Source organism: Azospirillum formosense, assembly GCF_040500525.1.
Taxonomy (GTDB): domain Bacteria; phylum Pseudomonadota; class Alphaproteobacteria; order Azospirillales; family Azospirillaceae; genus Azospirillum; species Azospirillum formosense_A.
In genome coordinates this window covers 249073-265860 of record NZ_CP159404.1, presented here as the reverse complement: position 1 = coordinate 265860, position 16788 = coordinate 249073, and the positions used below count along the sequence as shown (strand labels likewise).

At 70.7% G+C, this 16788-nt stretch carries 1 protein-coding gene; it reads right to left on the bottom strand.

Features of this window, described 5'->3' with window-relative positions; genetic code table 11:
* Positions 1-27: 27 nt before the first annotated feature.
* A complete protein-coding gene (locus tag ABVN73_RS22005) occupies positions 28-16479 on the bottom strand; it encodes an Ig-like domain-containing protein (protein WP_353861327.1) in 16452 nt (5483 codons plus the stop codon).
* Positions 16480-16788 lie beyond the last annotated feature (309 nt).

The window sequence follows — 16788 nt, the reverse complement described above, 5'->3', positions numbered from 1 at the left end:
GAAGGAGGGGGGCGTCCCCCCTCCCGGTCAGGCGAACCAGCGGGCGACGTCGCCGGTCTGCCCGAAGATGGTGACGCTCACCCCCGGACGCAGGTCGAGCACGGTGCTGCCGTTCACCACGCGCGCCGACGCGATCACGCTTCCCAGGTCGAGAGAGGGGTCGAACAGGGCCAGCCGGTCGGCGCCCGGGGTGAAATCCATCACCATGGATCCGCCGGAGGCGCGGCCAAAGGCGAAGATGTCCGCTCCGGCACCGCCCCACACCGTGTCGGCCCCCTGGTCGAGGAACAGGAGGTCGTCGCCCGCCCCACCCGCCATCACGTCGTCGCCGGCTCCGCCGAACAGCGTGTCGTTGCCGTCCTCGCCGAACAGCGTGTCGTTGCCCGCCCCGCCATCGGCCAAGTCGTCGCCCGCTCCCAGCGACAGGATGTCGTTGCCGGCCCAGCCGAACAGCGTGTCGTTGCCGTCCTCGCCGAACAGCGTGTCGTTGCCCGCCCCGCCGTCCGCCAGGTCGTCGCCCGCTCCCAGTGACAGGATGTCGTTGCCGTCCTCGCCGAACAGAGTGTCGTCGCCGCCCCCGCCGAACAGCGTGTCGTCGCCCACGCCGCCGAACAGAGCGTCGTTGCCGCCTTCGCCGATCAGGATGTCGTTGCCGGCGCCGCCGCCCATGGTGTCGTTTCCGGCGCCACCGCCCATGGTGTCGTTGTCGGCGCCTCCATCCATCAGATCGTCGCCATCGCCGCCGTGCATCAGGTCGTCGCCGCCGTCGCCATACAGCGTGTCGTTGCCGAGCGTGCTGGCCACCGTGTCGTTGCCGCCACCGCCCGACAGGAGATCGTCACCGGGGCCGAGGATGATCGACTGGCTGCCGGCGTCGCCATACACCACCTGGTTGCCCTCGCCTCCGCTCAGGGTCGCCGAACCGATGACCGCGACGAAGGACACCGTGTCGAGCCGTATGATCAGCGGACCTGGGGTCCCCGTCGTGTCGATGACCAGCGCCGTCGGCATGGAGGAACCCGCCGCGGCGCCGCTGACCCGGATCGCCGCCCCCGGCGTGGCGGGCGCGGTGAAGGCGAGCGTGCGCAGCAGCAGGGACGCCTGTTGCGACAGCGTGCTCAGATAGTGGAGGCCGCCGCTGGAGAGGTCCGACCGTGAGGCCGACCCCGTCGTCGTGCGCGCCTCGATCGCGCGGATCAGGTCGGCCTGCGCCAGGGATGCCCCCTCGCGGGCCGCCGGGCCGCTCGCCGTCACGCCGACTCCGGTCGGCAGGGCGACCTGCAGCGTGGTCATCTGCGCCGGCTGTCCGCTGGCGGGGTCGGTCACCGTCTCCCGGACCAGCGGCACGTCGGCCAGCCCGGCGTTCGGGCTGCCGGGATCCTCCACGCGGTCGGCGGCGGGCGCCTGGACCACCACCGTGGCAACGGCCCTTCCGTTGACCTGCGACGAGAGCGTCTGGACCTTGGTGCCGTCCACCACCGCTCCAGCCGCCTTCGTCGCGGTCGCCGTCCCGCCCACCGAGACGTTGCCCGCCGCGTCGGTCAGCGTGACCACCAGGGACAACGTGCCGTCGAACAGGCCGGACACGTCGATGCCGCCGATCGTGCCGCCCGGCCCGGCGAGCGCACCGGTTCCCGTCAGCGGATCGCCGCCGCCCGACGAGGAGAGCGTCCAGCGGTAGGTCGTCCCGCTCTCGCCGCCGGACAGGACGAACCCGACGCTGCTCTGCTTGGCTTGGTCGATGGTCGCGTCGTTGAAGGCCACCGACGGCGTCGTCGGGGCGATGGTGTCTATGGTCACCGACAGGGCGCCGGACGCCGGTCCGGTGTTGCCGGCCGCGTCGGTCGCCCGCGCGGTGAAGGCGTGGCTGCCGTCCGGGATCGGGGTCGCGCTGAGATCGGCGACCCAGGCGCCGTGCGCGTCAGCGGTGACCGTCGCCACCTCCGTCCCTCCGTCGGACAGGGCGACGCGGCTGTTGGCCTCCGCCGTGCCGCGGACGAAGAGCCGGTTGCGGTTGGTGACGGTCACCGGCCGCGTGCCGGCGAAATCGGTGCTCACGGCGGTGATGGTCGGGCCGCCCGGCGGCGTGACGTCCACCATCGGCAGGGTCAGCGTGCCGGTGGCCGGCGTGGTGACTCCGTCGCTCACGGTCACCGCGACGGTCGCGGCGGCGGCGGTGCCGCCGGTGATCCGCAGGGCGGCCAACGTCGCGTTCACGTCGGCGACCGAACCGCTGATGGTCACCGTGCCGTCGCCCGCCGTCGCGACGGTCGCCTGCCCCGCCGCCGTGGCTCCCAATGTCGCCTGGGACGCGGTCAGGGTCACGGTGACCGACGGGCTGTCCGGATCGGTAACCTGTATGCCCGCCAGCGCCGTGTCGAGGCCCTGGTTCAGGGTGATCGGCTGCGGCAGGGTGAGCGTCGGGGCGATCAGGACCACCGGATCGGTGATGGTCACGGCGATGGTCGCCTCGGCGTCGGTCGTCAACGTGCCCAGGTCGCTGGTCGTCACCCGGATCGTCCCGGACGTCTGGCCTGCGGTGCCGGTGAAGGTCAGGGTTGCCAGCGTCGCCGTGATGTCGGCCTGCGTGCCGAGCAGGCGCCAGACGCCCGCGGACGGCTGGGTCAGGGTCACCCCGCCCTGCGCCGTCAACGCCAGCGCGCCGTTGGAGGGGGTCAGCGTGACCTGGAGGGTCGGGCTGTCATAATCGCTGACCGACAGGCCGCTTACCGCCGTCGCCACGCCGGACACCACCGACAGGCTGGCGGGCGCGCTGTGCTCCGGCGAGGACAGCACGCCGATGACCAGAAGGCTGTCCGCGTCGGGGGTCAGTGGCTGGTCGTCGGACGTTTCGAACCGGATCGACGCGCTGGTGACGTTGCGCGACGCGGTGAACTCGAGCTGCTGCAGCGTGCGGTTCACGTCCTCCAGCGAGCCGGTGAGCCGGATTTTGCCGTTGCCGAGGTCGCTCGTCGTGGCCGAACCGAAGAGCGGCAGGGTGAGCGTGCCGTTGGTCGGCGTCAGCACGACGGTCATCGTGCCGCCGTCGATGTCGGCGATCTCCAGCCCCAGCACCTCGGTCGAGCGGCCGGCGACGATGGTCGGGCTGCTCGGCAGCACGTTGGCCGGCGCCGACTGGATGGCGACGGCGAGGGTGCCCGAGGCGTCCGGAGTCGACGGGTCGCCGTCGGCCACCATCACCGCGACGCTGGCCGCCGTGTGCCCGCCGGCCCCGGTGAAGACCAGCGAGGCCAGCGTCGTGTTCACGTCGGCCACGCTGCCGCTGATGGTCACGGTGCCGTCGCCGGCCGTGACAATGGCGGCGGGTCCGGCGAGGCCGAGGCTGCCGTTGCCTGGCGTCAGGGTCACCGTCACCGTTGCGCTGTCGCCGTCCGTCACCGAAAGGCCGGCGATGGCCGCCGCCGTCCCCGCCACGACCGTTTGAGCGCCGGGCAAGGTCAGCTTCGGATCGATCGGGTCCTCGTTGCGGATGGTCCCGGACGCCGTTGCCGTTTCGATCGCGGTCGCCGCGACGGACGGGTTGGACAGGGTGACGGTGAAGGTCTCGTCCGGCTCGATGTCCGTGTCGCCTGACACCAGGACGGAGATCGTCCTGGTCGTTTCGCCGTCGGCGAAGGAGATGGTGCCCGACGGCAGGGTCCCGCCGAAATCGGCGGCGTCGAGCGTGGCGCCGCCCGGTCCGTCGCCGGCCGCGACCGCCCAGGCCACCGTCAGGGCGCCGCTCGCGCTGCCGGCGCGGGTGACGGTGAAGGTGAAGGCGGTGGTCCCGCCGTCCCCCTCCCGCTTGTCGGCGTCCGCCGCCGCGATGGCAAGGCGCGACGGGATGACCACGGCCACCTGTGCCGCGCTGATCTGCTGCTGCAGGTTGGTTCCGGTGAAGGCGGCGACCGCGCCCGACACGTCGCCGGTGGCGGTGGCGGTGCGCAGCTCGTCCGCCGCCGTGCCCTGGGCCACCACCTGGGCTTGGGCCATCTGGGTCAGCCCGTCGACGCCGCCGCTGTTGGTCGTGCCGGCGGTGATCACCGCACCGTTGGACGCCGCGATGACGTTGGCGGCACCGCCCGTCACCGCGGCCAGCTTCACGCTGTCCACGGCCCCGATGCGCGCGCCGGCGGCGGCCAGGATGGCGGCCAGGACCGCCGGATCGGCAAGGTCGATGGTGCCGCCCGCCGGGACGGCCTTGACCGCGTCGGCGATGGCGCCCACCAGCGCCCGCCCGATCACGCCGCTGGCCCGCGGCGCGCCGATCACCACCCCGGCGAGCACGGCGCTGCCCTGGACGATCACGTTGGCGACGCTGGCCGCCGCGGCCTGGGTCTTCAGCGCGGCCGCGATGGCCGCGGCGCCCGCCCCGGCGGTGGTCACCGCGACAATGGGATCGTAGGTGAGCAAATCGAGGCCGGGGTCGAGGCCGAGCTTGCTCTTCAGCTCGGTCGCCGCCGCGGCGATCTCGCTGCCCGTTCCGGCGAGCCCGGCCATGCCCATGATGATGGTGGTCAGCGGCGTGATGACCGACGCCGATCCCGGCGCCTCGTAGACGCCGGTGAAGGCCAGGTTGGTCGAGATGTCGGTGCCGCCGATCATGACGATGGGGCCGGACCCGCCGGGGATCGACCAGCTTCCCACCGCGTTGGTGGTCCCGAACGCCTCGCCGTCATCGAGCTGGCCGTTGGCGTTGGCGTCGGCGAACACCGTGGCGCCGGCGATGTAGCCGTCGATGGCGTGGCCGCCGCGGACATTGACCATCACATGTTTGGTGACCGGCGCCGCGTTGCCGAAGGACAGGCTGGTGACCGCGTTGCCGGCGCCGTCGCGGATCTGCGCGCCGTTCAGGTCGATGGTCCCGGCGACGGCGATCCCGTCGCTGTCCAGATCGTCCGCGCCGACGGCGTAGCGGAACACCAGCTTGCCGGAGTCCACGCGCAGGAGGGTGGCGTAGCGGGTCTGGGTCCCGATGGTTAGCGCCAGCCGCGGCGCGCCGCCGCCGGAGACGCTGACCGCGTCGCTGAAGGATACGGTGAAGTCCAGCGTGTCGCCGCGCGCCGCCAGATAGCGGCCGGCGACCGGTCCGGTCACCGCCGTGATGGTGGCGGCACGGTCGTCGTTGAGGATGGTGCCGACCGCGGTGGCGCTCTCCACCGTGATCTTGGCGTCGGTCACCGTGGTGGAGGGGGAGAAGAGCAGGACCCGGAAGCGCTCGTTGGCCTCGACCAGCCGGTCGCCGCTGATCGGCACGGTGATGGTCCTGCTGGTCTCCCCCGCCGCGAAGGTGACGGTGCCGCTGGGCAGCGTGCCGCCGAAGTCCGCGGCGTCCGCGAGACTGCCGCTCAGGCCGGTCGTGTCGACCTGCCACTTCACCGTGGTGGCGCCCGAGGTGTCGCCGCGCCGGGTGATCGTGTAGGTCAGGCTGGTCGACCCGCTGTTGCCCTCGGCGATCGACAGGCTGGACGGGGTGAGGCTCAGCCACTGCACCGGCGTCAGGCTGATCGTCACCGCCCGGCCAACCAGGTTGGTCCCGTCGGACACGGCGTAGCTGAAGGACCCCGCGGCGCCGGTGGCGCCGAAGGGTGGCGTGTAGATCACCGCGGCGAGCTGGTCGGGCGTCAGCGTGTCGCCAACGGCGAGCGCCGTGCCGTCGTAGCGCTGGAGCGTCCCGACCGTCGGCAGGCCGGTGACCGTGATGGTCAGCGGGTCGCCTTCCGGATCGACCGGCCTGTCGATCGACAGGCCGACGCGGCTGGAATTCTGGTCGATGGCGACGTGCTTGGCCTCCTGCACCGCCGGGGCGGTGTTGACGCCCCGCACGGTGATGGTGAGCGTCGCGGTCGAGGTCGCGCCGGCTTGGTCGGTCACGGTGTAGCTGACCGTCTCCTGCCGGGTCTGGCCGAACAGCAGCGTGCCGTACCCACCCGCCGGGTCGAAGCTGTAGCCGCCATCGGCGTTCAGTGTCAGCCGGCCGCCGCCGGCCAGCGTGATCGCGCGGCCGACGTTGGCGGCGTCGCCGTTCACCGCGCTGACGACCAGCCGGTCTCCGGCGTCGGGGTCCGTGTCGTTGGCAAGCACGCCGTTCGAGGCACCCACCGTGACCGGCGTGAGCCGATCGGTGTCGTCCGTGTCGTTCGTCGCCACCGGCGCGTCGTTGACGTTGGCGACCTGGATGGTCAGCAGGTCCGAAACCGTCTCCCCGGACGAATCGGTCGCGGTGACGCGCACCGTCCGGGTGCCGACGTCGGCATTGCCCGGCGTGCCGGTCAGCCGTCCGGTGGCCGCGTCGAAGCTGAGCCAGGCGGGCAGCGCCGAGCCGTCGCCGCTGGTCGCGCTGAGGGTGAGGCTGTCGCCGGTGTCGGCGTCGGTGAAGGTTCCGGCCGGGATGGTGTAGGAGAAGGCCTGCCCCTGGTCCAGGTTGCGGGTGCCGAGCCCCTGGGCCAGCACCGGCGCGTCGTTGACCGACAGGATATCGATGCTGGTCGTGCTGTTCGTCACCGACGCGCCGTCCGCGTCGGTGACCGTCACGGTGAAGGCGGTCGTCTGCCGCATGCCCGGAGCGGCCCTGTTGGACGTCGGCTGGAAATCGAGCATCCGGAGCGCGGCCTGGGCCGCCGCCGCCGAGCCGGCGGTCAAGGCGTAGGTGCCGGCGGACGACTTCACAAAGCCGCTCGCGGCGAGGCTGGCGGCGGTAAAGGCGCCGGTGGCGTCACCAACCGTGCCGCCCGGATCGCGGACCGTCACCACGACCGTCTGGGCTTGCGCGGTCTGGTTGTCGGAGACAGTCAGGGTGGCGAAGGGCTGGAGGCTGGCGGCGTCGTTGGCCGCTTGGCCAGCCATGGCACCGCCGATGACAGGCGCCGTGTTGGCGGACGGAGTCCGGGTGTCGATGGCATAACCGACCGAGGTCGCTGACGCCGCCGGAGTGTTTCCAGCGGTGTCGCTCCAGCCTGTGGCAACGGTGATGTGGCTGTCGGAGGCGAGCGTTTCCACGCTTGGTGTCAGCGTGGCCTTATAAACCAGCCCGTCGCTGCCGGGCACGACGGACAGGTCCGACAGCGTCCCGTTCTGTGCGGTAACCGCCGACAGGGAAAAGCCGACCGGCGCCTCGCTGAAGACGAAGGTGACGGTTGCAGTCTCCCCCAAACCGAGCGTCGTCTTGTCCAGCGCGACGGTGACGGATGGCGCTTCGCTGTCGATGATCACGGTCAGCCCAGTGGAAGCGGACGACGTGTTGCCCGCCGCGTCGGTCACCGTGGCGGTCAGGGTGTGCGTCCCGTCGCTCAGCGAGGCCGCGGTGATGCTCCAGGCGCCGGCCGCCGAAGCCGTCACCGTGCCGAGCGCCGTCGCTCCCTCGTACAGCACGATCACGCCCGCCTCGGCCACCGTCCCGGTGATCACCGGAGCCGTCACGCTGGTCAGCGTGTCCGCCGTCGACCCGCTGTTCGAAGCCGTTGCCAGGGCGAGCCCGGTCGGCAAGGAAGCGCCGCTGTCGATGGTCACGGTCAGCCCGGAGGAAGCCGCGGAGGTGTTGCCCGCCGCGTCGGTCACCGTGGCGGTCAGGGTGTGCGTCCCATCGCTCAGCGAGCCCGCGGTGATGCTCCAGGCGCCGGCCGCCGAAGCCGTCACCGTGCCAAGCGCCGTCGTTCCCTCGTACAGCACGACCACGCCCGCCTCAGCCACCGTTCCGGTGATCACCGGAGCCGTCACGTTGGTCAGCGTGTCCGCCGTCGAGCCGCTGTTCGAAGCCGTTGCCAGGGCGAGCCCGGTCGGCGAGGAGGCGCCGCTGTCGATGGTCACCGTCAGCCCAGTGGAAACGGACGACGTGTTGCCCGCCGCGTCGGTCACCGTGGCGGTCAGGGTGTGCGCCCCGTCGCTCAGCGAGGCCGCGGTGATGCTCCAGGCGCCGGCCGCCGAAGCCGTCACCGTGCCGAGCGCCGTCGCTCCCTCGTACAGCACGATCACGCCCGCCTCGGCCACCGTCCCGGTGATCACCGGAGCCGTCACGCTGGTCAGCGTGTCCGCCGTCGACCCGCTGTTCGAAGCCGTTGCCAGGGCGAGCCCGGTCGGCGAGGAGGCACCGCTGTCGATGGTCACGGTCAGCGCGGAGGAAGCCGCGGAGGTGTTGCCCGCCGCGTCGGTCACCGTGGCGGTCAGGGTGTGCGTCCCGTCGCTCAGCGAGGCCGCGGTGATGTTCCAGGCGCCGGCCGCCGAAGCCGTCACCGTGCCGAGCGCCGTCGCTCCTTCGTACAGCACCACAACGCCGGCTTCGGAGACGCTGCCGGTGATCACCGGAGCCGTCACGCTGGTCAGCGTGTCCGCCGTCGACCCGCTGTTCGAAGCCGTTGCCAGGGCGAGCCCGGTCGGCGAGGAGGCACCGCTGTCGATGGTCACCGTCAGAGCGGAGGAAGCCGCGGAGGTGTTGCCCGCCGCGTCGGTCACCGTGGCGGTCAGGGTGTGCGTCCCATCGCTCAGCGAGGCCGCGGTGATGCTCCAGGCGCCGGCCGCCGAAGCGGTCACCGTGCCAAGCGCCGTCGCTCCCTCGTACAGCACCACAACGCCGGCCTCGGAGACGTTGCCGGTGATCACCGGAGCCGTCACGTTGGTCAGCGTGTCCGCCGTCGACCCGCTGTTCGAAGCCACGGCAAGCGCCAGAGCGGAGGGAGCGTTGGCACCGCTGTCGATGGTCACGGTCAGCCCGGAGGAAGCCGCGGAGGTGTTGCCCGCCGCGTCGGTCACCGTGGCGGTCAGGGTGTGCGTCCCGTCGCTCAGCGAGCCCGCGGTGATGCTCCAGGCGCCGGCCGCCGAAGCGGTCACCGTGCCGAGCGCCGTCGCTCCCTCGTACAGCACCACAACGCCGGCTTCGGAGACGCTGCCGGTGATCACCGGAGCCGTCGCGTTGGTCAGCGTGTCCGCCGTCGAGCCGCTGTTCGAAGCCACGGCAAGCGCCAGGGCGGAGGGAGCGTTGGCGCCGCTGTCGATGGTCACCGTCAGAGCGGAGGAAGCCGCGGAGGTGTTGCCCGCCGCGTCGGTCACCGTGGCGGTCAGGGTGTGCGTCCCGTCGCTCAGCGAGGCCGCGGTGATGTTCCAGGCGCCGGCCGCCGAAGCCGTCACCGTGCCGAGCGCCGTCGCTCCTTCGTACAGCACCACGACGCCGGCTTCGGAGACGCTGCCGGTGATCACCGGAGCCGTCACGCTGGTCAGCGTGTCCGCCGTCGAGCCGCTGTTCGAAGCCGTTGCCAGGGCGAGCCCGGTCGGCGAGGAGGCGCCGCTGTCGATGGTCACCGTCAGCCCAGTGGAAACGGACGACGTGTTGCCCGCCGCGTCGGTCACCGTGGCGGTCAGGGTGTGCGCCCCGTCGCTCAGCGAGGCCGCGGTGATGCTCCAGGCGCCGGCCGCCGAAGCCGTCACCGTGCCGAGCGCCGTCGCTCCCTCGTACAGCACGATCACGCCCGCCTCGGCCACCGTCCCGGTGATCACCGGAGCCGTCACGCTGGTCAGCGTGTCCGCCGTCGACCCGCTGTTCGAAGCCGTTGCCAGGGCGAGCCCGGTCGGCGAGGAGGCACCGCTGTCGATGGTCACGGTCAGCGCGGAGGAAGCCGCGGAGGTGTTGCCCGCCGCGTCGGTCACCGTGGCGGTCAGGGTGTGCGTCCCGTCGCTCAGCGAGGCCGCGGTGATGCTCCAGGCGCCGGCCGCCGAAGCCGTCACCGTGCCGAGCGCCGTCGCTCCTTCGTACAGCACCACAACGCCGGCTTCGGAGACGCTGCCGGTGATCACCGGAGCCGTCACGTTGGTCAGCGTGTCCGCCGTCGAGCCGCTGTTCGAAGCCGTTGCCAGGGCGAGCCCGGTCGGCGAGGAGGCGCCGCTGTCGATGGTCACCGTCAGCCCAGTGGAAACGGACGACGTGTTGCCCGCCGCGTCGGTCACCGTGGCGGTCAGGGTGTGCGCCCCGTCGCTCAGCGAGGCCGCGGTGATGCTCCAGGCGCCGGCCGCCGAAGCCGTCACCGTGCCGAGCGCCGTCGCTCCCTCGTACAGCACGATCACGCCCGCCTCGGCCACCGTCCCGGTGATCACCGGAGCCGTCACGCTGGTCAGCGTGTCCGCCGTCGACCCGCTGTTCGAAGCCGTTGCCAGGGCGAGCCCGGTCGGCGAGGAGGCACCGCTGTCGATGGTCACGGTCAGCGCGGAGGAAGCCGCGGAGGTGTTGCCCGCCGCGTCGGTCACCGTGGCGGTCAGGGTGTGCGTCCCGTCGCTCAGCGAGGCCGCGGTGATGTTCCAGGCGCCGGCCGCCGAAGCCGTCACCGTGCCGAGCGCCGTCGCTCCTTCGTACAGCACCACAACGCCGGCTTCGGAGACGCTGCCGGTGATCACCGGAGCCGTCACGCTGGTCAGCGTGTCCGCCGTCGACCCGCTGTTCGAAGCCGTTGCCAGGGCGAGCCCGGTCGGCGAGGAGGCACCGCTGTCGATGGTCACGGTCAGCGCGGAGGAAGCCGCGGAGGTGTTGCCCGCCGCGTCGGTCACCGTGGCGGTCAGGGTGTGCGTCCCATCGCTCAGCGAGCCCGCGGTGATGCTCCAGGCGCCGGCCGCCGAAGCGGTCACCGTGCCAAGCGCCGTCGCTCCCTCGTACAGCACCACAACGCCGGCCTCGGAGACGTTGCCGGTGATCACCGGAGCCGTCACGTTGGTCAGCGTGTCCGCCGTCGACCCGCTGTTCGAAGCCACGGCAAGCGCCAGAGCGGAGGGAGCGTTGGCACCGCTGTCGATGGTCACGGTCAGCCCGGAGGAAGCCGCGGAGGTGTTGCCCGCCGCGTCGGTCACCGTGGCGGTCAGGGTGTGCGTCCCGTCGCTCAGCGAGCCCGCGGTGATGCTCCAGGCGCCGGCCGCCGAAGCGGTCACCGTGCCGAGCGCCGTCGCTCCCTCGTACAGCACCACAACGCCGGCTTCGGAGACGCTGCCGGTGATCACCGGAGCCGTCGCGTTGGTCAGCGTGTCCGCCGTCGAGCCGCTGTTCGAAGCCACGGCAAGCGCCAGGGCGGAGGGAGCGTTGGCGCCGCTGTCGATGGTCACCGTCAGAGCGGAGGAAGCCGCGGAGGTGTTGCCCGCCGCGTCGGTCACCGTGGCGGTCAGGGTGTGCGTCCCGTCGCTCAGCGAGGCCGCGGTGATGCTCCAGGCGCCGGCCGCCGAAGCCGTCACCGTGCCGAGCGCCGTCGCTCCTTCGTACAGCACCACAACGCCGGCTTCGGAGACGCTGCCGGTGATCACCGGAGCCGTCACGCTGGTCAGCGTGTCCGCCGTCGAGCCGCTGTTCGAAGCCGTTGCCAGGGCGAGCCCGGTCGGCGAGGAAGCGCCGCTGTCGATGGTCACCGTCAGCCCAGTGGAAACGGACGACGTGTTGCCCGCCGCGTCGGTCACCGTGGCGGTCAGGGTGTGCGCCCCGTCGCTCAGCGAGGCCGCGGTGATGCTCCAGGCGCCGGCCGCCGAAGCCGTCACCGTGCCGAGCGCCGTCGCTCCCTCGTACAGCACGATCACGCCCGCCTCGGCCACCGTCCCGGTGATCACCGGAGCCGTCACGCTGGTCAGCGTGTCCGCCGTCGACCCGCTGTTCGAAGCCGTTGCCAGGGCGAGCCCGGTCGGCGAGGAGGCACCGCTGTCGATGGTCACGGTCAGCGCGGAGGAAGCCGCGGAGGTGTTGCCCGCCGCGTCGGTCACCGTGGCGGTCAGGGTGTGCGTCCCATCGCTCAGCGAGCCCGCGGTGATGCTCCAGGCGCCGGCCGCCGAAGCCGTCACCGTGCCAAGCGCCGTTGTTCCCTCGTACAGCACGATCACGCCCGCCTCGGCCACCGTTCCGGTGATCACCGGAGCCGTCACGCTGGTCAGCGTGTCCGCCGTCGAGCCGCTGTTCGAAGCCGTTGCCAGGGCGAGCCCGGTCGGCGAGGAGGCGCCGCTGTCGATGGTCACCGTCAGCCCAGTGGAAACGGACGACGTGTTGCCCGCCGCGTCGGTCACCGTGGCGGTCAGGGTGTGCGCCCCGTCGCTCAGCGAGGCCGCGGTGATGCTCCAGGCGCCGGCCGCCGAAGCCGTCACCGTGCCGAGCGCCGTCGCTCCCTCGTACAGCACGATCACGCCCGCCTCGGCCACCGTCCCGGTGATCACCGGAGCCGTCACGCTGGTCAGCGTGTCCGCCGTCGACCCGCTGTTCGAAGCCGTTGCCAGGGCGAGCCCGGTCGGCGAGGAGGCACCGCTGTCGATGGTCACGGTCAGCGCGGAGGAAGCCGCGGAGGTGTTGCCCGCCGCGTCGGTCACCGTGGCGGTCAGGGTGTGCGTCCCGTCGCTCAGCGAGGCCGCGGTGATGTTCCAGGCGCCGGCCGCCGAAGCCGTCACCGTGCCGAGCGCCGTCGCTCCTTCGTACAGCACCACAACGCCGGCTTCGGAGACGCTGCCGGTGATCACCGGAGCCGTCACGCTGGTCAGCGTGTCCGCCGTCGACCCGCTGTTCGAAGCCGTTGCCAGGGCGAGCCCGGTCGGCGAGGAGGCACCGCTGTCGATGGTCACGGTCAGCGCGGAGGAAGCCGCGGAGGTGTTGCCCGCCGCGTCGGTCACCGTGGCGGTCAGGGTGTGCGTCCCATCGCTCAGCGAGCCCGCGGTGATGCTCCAGGCGCCGGCCGCCGAAGCGGTCACCGTGCCAAGCGCCGTCGCTCCCTCGTACAGCACCACAACGCCGGCCTCGGAGACGTTGCCGGTGATCACCGGAGCCGTCACGTTGGTCAGCGTGTCCGCCGTCGACCCGCTGTTCGAAGCCACGGCAAGCGCCAGAGCGGAGGGAGCGTTGGCACCGCTGTCGATGGTCACCGTCAGAGCGGAGGAAGCCGCGGAGGTGTTGCCCGCCGCGTCGGTCACCGTGGCGGTCAGGGTGTGCGTCCCATCGCTCAGCGAGCCCGCGGTGATGCTCCAGGCGCCGGCCGCCGAAGCGGTCACCGTGCCGAGCGCCGTCGCTCCCTCGTACAGCACCACGACGCCGGCCTCGGCCACCGTCCCGGTGATCACCGGAGCCGTCACGCTGGTCAGCGTGTCCGCCGTCGACCCGCTGTTCGAAGCGGGCGACAATGCCAAGGCGGAGGGAGCATTCGCGCCGCTGTCGATGGTGACGAGGAAAGCTCCGGAAGGCCCGCTCTCGACGCCGGAGCTGATCACCTTGGCCGTCACTGTCCAGGTCCCGTCGGCAAGCGTCGTACCGGCGACCACCGACCAGAGGCCGGAACCGTTCGTGGTTCCCGTCCCGATCTCGATACCATTTCCGTACAGATGCACGACGCTGCCGGCGTCGGCGGTTCCCGTCAGCGTGGGCTGCGACGCGTTCGTCACGCCGTCACCGGGGGCGCCGCTGTCCGACGTCGGGCTGAGCGCCGGGGTGGACGGGCTGGCGGATAGAATGATCAGCGTGTCGGTGCCGTTGAGCGTCAATGTCTGGAACGGCGTGTGGACGGTTTCGACGCCGGAAACGAAAAGGGTTCCCTGGTTGCCGGCCGGGGAGAAGGTCACGACATCCGTGCCGGTTCCGCCGACCAGCGTCTCCAGCAGCGATACCGCCAGGGTGCTGCCGGCGCTGCCCAGCGTCACCACATCGGTGCCGGAGCCGCCGGTCAGCGTCTCGACGCCGCTCACCACCAGCGTGTTGCCGGCGCTGCCCAGCATCACCACGTCGGTGCCGGAGCCGCCGGTCAGCGTCTCGACGCCGCTCACCACCAGCGTATTTCCAGCGCTGCCCAGCGTCACCACATCGATGCCGAGGCCGCCGGTCAGCGTCTCGACACCCTCCACCTGCAGCGTGAAACCGGCGCTGGCCAACGTCACCACGTCGGTGCCGGCACTGCCGGTCAGCGTCTCGATCCTCCACACCGTAAGCGTGTTGCCGGCGCTGTCGCCGAGGGTCACGATGTCAAGGCCGCTGCCACCGTTGATCGTTTCGACCCCGCTCACCGTCATCACGTTGCCGCCGGAGGCGAGTACCACCACGTCGTTGCCGGAACCGCCGGTCAGCGTCTCCAGCAGCCTCACCAGCAACGTGTTGCCGCCGCTGCCCAGCATCACCACGTCGGTGCCGGAACCGCCGATCGCCGTCTCGATCCGCGACACCTCGATCGTGTTGCCGCTGCTGCCCAGCATCACCATGTCGATCACCGCGGTGCCGATCAGCGTCTCGATGGCGCCCACCACCATGGTGTTGTTCGATGTGCCGCTGAGGCTCACCACGTCGGTGCCGGCCCCCCCGATCAGCGTCTCCAGCCGTGACACCGTCAGCGTGTTGCCGCCGCCGTCCAGGGTCACGAACTCCACGCCGGTGTTGCCGTTCAGCGTTTCGATGCCACCGACCAGCGCGGTCATGCCGCTGGCGGAGACCGTCACCACGTCGATGCCGGAACCACCGATCAAGGTTTCCAGAGCGGACACCAGCATGGTGTTGCCGGTGCCGGTCAGCGTCACGACATCCGTGCCGCTGGCGCCGATCAACGTTTCGAGAAGGGACACCGTCAGCGTGTTCCCACCGGTGAGCAGCGTCACCGCATCGGTGCCGGCGTCTCCGGTCAGCGTCTCGATGCCGCTCACCCTCACCGTGTTGCCGCCGGTGCCGAGCATCACCCTGTCAGTGCCGGAACCGCCGATCAGCGTCTCCACGAGCCGCACCGTCAGCGTGTTGCCGTCGCTGTCCAACCGCAACTGGTCGCTGCCGGAAGCTCCGGTCAGCGTCTCGAGGCCGCTCACCCACACCGTGTTGCCGCCGGTGCCAAACGTCACGACATCCGTGCCGGAGCCGCCGATCAGCGTCTCGACGAGCCGCACCGTCAGCGTGTTGCCGCTGCCGTCCAGCGTCACGGTGTCGGATCCGGAACCGCCGTTCAACGTTTCGACTCCGGCGACCGACAGCGTGTTGCCACCGGTGCCCAGCATCACGATGTCGGTGCCGGAACCACCGACGATGCTCTCCATCAACCGGACCGTCAGCGTGTTGCCGCCGGTGCCCAGCGTCACCTTGTCGGTGCCGGAGCCGCCGATCAGCGTCTCCATCAGCCGGACCGTCAGCGTGTTGCCGCTGCTGCCCAGCGTCACCGAATCGGCGCCGGTGCCGCCGGTCAGCGTTTCGATTCCCTCCGCCAGCAGCGTGTTGCCGCCGCTGGCCAACGTCACGACGTCGGGGCCGATGCCGCCCGTCAGCGTCTCCAGACGCGACACCGTCAGCGTGTTGCCGAGGGTGCTCAACGTCACCACGTCGGTGCCGATGCCGCCGGTCAGCGTTTCGACGCCGTCCACCTGGATCGTGTTGCCGAGGGAACTCAGCGTCACAATGTCGGTGCCGATGCCGCCGGTCAGCGTTTCGACGCCGCCCACGAGCATCGTGTTTCCAACGGAGCCCAGCGTCACCGCGTCGGTGCCGGCACCGCCGGTCAGCGTCTCGACCCGGCTCACCACCAGCGTGTTGCCGCCGCCGCCCAGCGTCACCAGGTCGGTGGCGGTGCTGCCGGTCAACGTCTCGACCCCGGTGACCAGGAAGGTCGCCCCGACCTCGAGCAGCGACACCACGTCGGTGCCGGCCCCGCCGGTCAGCGTGTTGATCTGCGACAGCGTGATCGTGTTGCCGGCGTTTCCGAGGGTCACCGACACCGGGGAAACGTTTCGGAAATACTCCAGGTCGCCGCCATCGACACCGATCACCAGATCGCGGTCGCCATCGCCGTCGAGGTCACCCAGGGCCGGCCGCGGGTAAGCCCCAGGTCCGGGGCTCCCATAGGGATTCGTGGCAAGCGCCGAGAAGGTCGGCGCCGCCGCCGTGCCGACGTTGATGTAGACGGTGCTCTTGTTGATGAGGTCGACGAGCCCGTCTCCGTTGAGGTCCGCCAGTACGGGCGACAGATACCCATCGATGTCGTGAAGCAGTCCGAAAGGATTGGTGCCTGTCAGGGAGAATGTCGGAGCCTGCGTCGTTCCGTCGTTGCGGAAATAGAGAAAATCGCCGGCGCTGTTTCCGATCAGCAAATCGAGATCGCCGTCGCCGTCCAGATCGGCAAAGCCCGGCGCCCCGTAACTTCCGGCGTTCTGAATGCCGAAGAGGTTGGTGCCTTCCAGCGAAAAGGTCGGCGCCAGCGTCGTCCCGTTGTTGCGGAGGAACACGGTGGTGCCGGCATGGTTGCCGATGAACAGGTCGAGATCGCCGTCGCCGTCGATGTCCACCAGACCGGGAAGCGCGCCGCCCGCGCTGACGTTGGAGTTCCCGAACGGATTGGTGCTGTCCAGCGTGAAGGTCGGCGACAGCGTCGTTCCGGAGTTCCGGAAAAAGAGCGTGTTGCCGTCCGCGTTGCCGACCAGAAGGTCGAGATCGCCGTCGCCATCCAGATCCGCCAGCACCGGGGCGGCCTCGCTTCCGGTGTCAGAGAGGCCGAAGCTGTTGGTGCCGATCATAGTGAAGGTTGGATTCGCCACGGTCTTTCAGCCCTCACGCAACGCCGCCGGCACGGACACCGGTCTTGATTGGATCAATGAACTATCAAGAGCTAATTAATGGTATATACGGCAAGGATCAGCGTGTTACCGGACAGTAACAATAGAAAACACGCCCCTGAATCCTTACATTTCAAAGAGTTTCTTGCTTCACACGACAGCACGCATACATCGGCTGCAGTGGCGCGATCCGCACGGGAAGGTTTCGCCACATGATTGATCTCGAAACCAAAAGTTACCAATCCGGCGAGGTTCGGGCATCCGGCAGGAACGATCCAAGAACCGGCTCGT